Raw genomic sequence first — 3,400 nt, 5'->3', positions numbered from 1 at the left:
TGGCGACTCCACGCCGCTGTCCCGCCAGGGCGACGCCATGCACCAGCTGCTGGAGCAGGCCGGTGTGGCCGGTGCCCCGCTGGCCGACCTGCGCGCCCACGGCTGGCCTGCTGCGCGCATCGCCCGGCTGGCCAGCGACCACGACATCACCCCCGCCGCCGCCGAGCTGGCCGCGCGCATGGCCCAGGGCATCCTGGCCGGGGAGGGCGCCTGGGCCTGGGACCCGGCCCAGGTACAGACCGCCATCAACGAAGCCCCGCTGCACTACCAGGGCCAGAGCCTGCGAATCGACCGCCTGGTGTTGCGCCGCGCGGCACATGCCGACGACGCAGCGGCAGGCTGGTGGGTGCTGGATTACAAAAGCGCCGCCCAGCCCCAGCGCCAGCAGGCGCTGGTGGCGCAGCTGCAACGCTACCGCGAAGCCGTTTCGGTGCTGATGCCGGGCGAGGCGGTGTACGCCGCCTTCCTCACGGGCGATGGGCGCTTGGTGCCCGTGGGCGAAGTGCCCGGTGCGGCAGGGGCATCGGCCGCCCAGGTGCCTGCGGTGGGGCATACTCTCGCCCCCGCTGCGCCGGTCGCCCCCGCAAAGCCCGAGCGCGCCCGGGCCGCGCCGGGGCCTGCGGATTCTCCGCAAGGCTCCTTGTTCTGACGGGTCCTTCCGCCCCCAGGCAGCGCAGCGCTCTCCCTCTTTTTAGCAAGGCCCTTCCGTGTCCCACACCCTTCCTCCTTCCGATGCTCCCACCCTGTCTGCGGAACCGTTGCAGTGCGATGTGGCCGTTGTCGGCGGTGGTCCGGCGGGCCTGATGGCCGCCGAGGTGCTGGCCCGGGCGGGTGTGGCCGTGCATGTGTTCGACGCCATGCCGTCGGTGGGGCGCAAATTTCTGCTGGCGGGCAAGGGCGGGCTCAACCTCACCCATTCCGAGCCGCACGAGCCCTTTGTGGGCCGCTATTCCGGGCGCGAGCAACAGATAGAACCGCTGGTCCGCGCCTTTGGCGGGCCTGCGCTGCGCGCTTGGGCTGAGGGCCTGGGGGTGGAGACCTTTGTGGGCACCTCGGGCCGCGTGTTCCCGACCGACATGAAGGCCGCGCCGCTGCTGCGCGCCTGGCTGCAGCGCCTGCGCGGGCAGGGGGTTCTGTTCCACATGCGCCACCGCTGGCTGGGCTGGGCCGAGGAGGGGGCGCTGCGCTTTGCCGCACCGGCAGGCGAGGTGCGGGTGGCCGCCAAGGCCGTGGTGCTGGCACTGGGCGGCGGCAGCTGGGCACGCCTGGGGTCGGATGGTGCCTGGGTGCCGCTGCTGGCGCAGCGCGGCGTGGTTGTGGCGCCGCTGCGCCCGTCCAACTGCGGTTTTGATGTGCTGCGCGCCGATGCCCCGGCAGGCGAAACGCGCCGCGCCTTTTTGCAAGAGCTGCTGGGCCGCACGCCCGCGCCCACGGTGGGCTGGACGCCGCATTTTTCCGAGAAGTTTGTAGGTCAGCCCTTCAAGACCGTGGTGCTCAGCTTCACCGACAGCCAGGGCCGCAGCTTCAGCCGCCGGGGCGAATTTGTAGTCACGGCTACGGGGGTGGAAGGGAGCCTGGTCTATGCCGCATCGCACCTGCTGCGCGACGAGGTGGAAGCCCATGGGCATGCCACCTTCCACCTCGACCTGATGCCTGACCACAGCCCCGAGCGCGTGCTGGTGGAGGTGCGCCATCCGCGCGGTTCGCGCTCGCTGTCGAGCCACCTCAAGAGCCGCCTGGGCCTGGACGGCATCAAGGCGGGCATCCTCTACGAGCATCTGGGCAAGGATGGCATGAACGACCCCGTGGCCCTGGCCCATGCGATCAAGGCCTTGCCGATCACCGTGGTGGCTGCGCGCCCGTTGGACGAAGCCATCAGCACGGCGGGTGGCGTGGCGTTTGAGGCGCTGGACGCGCGCCTCATGGCCACGGCCTTGCCGGGCGTGTTCTGCGCGGGCGAAATGCTGGACTGGGAGGCGCCCACGGGGGGTTACCTGCTCACCGCCAGCATGGCCAGCGGCCGCGTGGCGGGCGAGGGGGCGCTGCAGTGGCTGGGCCGTCCTGCAGGCAAGTGATAAGAAGCGAGAGGGCTCTGCCTTCGTCGGCTTTTGGGCAGACCCAGCGGACCGGCTTCGGAGCGGGAGCTTTGAAGGAGAGAAAGCTTTTGCGCGACCGCGCAAAAAAGAAAGAAGAAGTTGACGAGCCTTACCCCCGGCACTGACTCCACAGTTAGGGCTGCTTGGTTCCCCACCTGACCCGGTTGGCCGCTTCACCATGCGAGGAGGCCCGTCAACTCGCATTCTACCCCCTGAACGGCTGCGCCGTTTCCCCCTTCTCTCGAATTGCTGCGCAATTCGGGAAGGGGGACGACACCAGCGCGGCGGGGCGGCCCTTGCGCGGTGTCCCTGGTGGGGAGCGTGCCGGTATTGAAGGGCGGGGGCACTTGGTTGGGCCCTAGAATCACCCCCCATGTCCTACCTCGTGCTCGCCCGCAAGTACCGCCCCCGCAATTTCACCGAGATGGTGGGGCAGGAGCATGTGGTCCAGGCCCTGTCGAATGCGCTGACCCAGCAGCGCCTGCACCACGCCTACCTGTTCACGGGCACGCGCGGCGTGGGCAAGACCACGGTGTCGCGCATTCTGGCCAAGTCGCTCAACTGTCAGGGGCCGGATGGCAATGGCGGCATCACCGCCACGCCCTGCGGCGTGTGCCAGGCCTGCACCGACATCGACAGCGGTCGTTTTGTGGACTACACCGAGCTGGACGCAGCCTCCAACCGGGGCGTGGACGAGGTGCAAAGCCTGCTGGAGCAGGCGGTCTACAAGCCGGTGCAAGGGCGCTTCAAGGTCTTCATGATCGACGAAGTGCACATGCTCACGAACACGGCGTTCAACGCCATGCTCAAGACGCTGGAAGAGCCGCCCGAATACCTCAAGTTTGTGCTGGCCACGACCGACCCGCAGAAGGTGCCGGTCACCGTGCTCTCGCGCTGCCTGCAGTTCAACCTGCGCCCCATGGCGCCCGAAACCGTGCTTTCGCACCTCACGCAGGTGCTGGCAACCGAGAACGTGCCCGCCGAGCCGCAGGCGCTGCGTCTGCTGTCGCGCGCTGCGCGCGGCTCCATGCGCGATGCGCTCTCGCTCACCGACCAGGCCATCGCCTTCGGCAGCGGCCAGCTGCAGGAAGCCGGTGTGCGCCAGATGCTGGGTGCGGTGGACCGCTCCTATGTGTTCCGCCTCATCGAAGCGTTGGCCCAGGGCGATGGGAAGACCGTGGTCGAAACCTCGGACGCACTGCGCATGAACGGCCTGTCCGCTGCGTCCACGCTCGAAGAGATGAGCGCAGTGCTGCAGCGCATGGCTGTGTTCCAGGCCGTGCCGCAGATGGCCGGTGCGGTGG

3 protein-coding genes and 1 other RNA gene are annotated in these 3,400 nt (G+C 69.1%); 3 read left to right on the top strand and 1 reads right to left on the bottom strand.

Annotated features, from left to right (window positions below; genetic code table 11):
* The coding region (locus AC07Z7_RS24930) for a PD-(D/E)XK nuclease family protein (protein WP_494768022.1) at positions 1-649 on the top strand (649 nt) is incomplete at its 5' end.
* A 58-nt stretch (positions 650-707) separates the two neighbouring features.
* The gene (locus tag AC07Z7_RS24925) at positions 708-2,075 is read left to right on the top strand and encodes a TIGR03862 family flavoprotein (RefSeq protein WP_494768021.1); all 1,368 of its coding nucleotides are present in this window, start codon (positions 708-710) and stop codon (positions 2,073-2,075) included.
* 119 nt (positions 2,076-2,194) lie between these two features.
* Here AC07Z7_RS24925 and ffs read toward each other — a convergent pair.
* Positions 2,195-2,291, bottom strand: an RNA gene (gene ffs / locus AC07Z7_RS24920) — signal recognition particle sRNA small type.
* 178 nt (positions 2,292-2,469) lie between these two features.
* On the opposite strand from ffs, the gene dnaX reads away from it, so the two are divergent.
* A partial coding sequence (gene dnaX / locus AC07Z7_RS24915; protein ID WP_494768020.1) for a DNA polymerase III subunit gamma/tau occupies positions 2,470-3,400 on the top strand: 931 nt, incomplete at its 3' end.

The sequence above is a fragment of the Acidovorax sp. GW101-11A03 genome (assembly GCF_059424825.1).
Note: the sequence above shows the minus strand (reverse complement) of the source record. Positions and strands in the feature narration are given on the sequence as shown.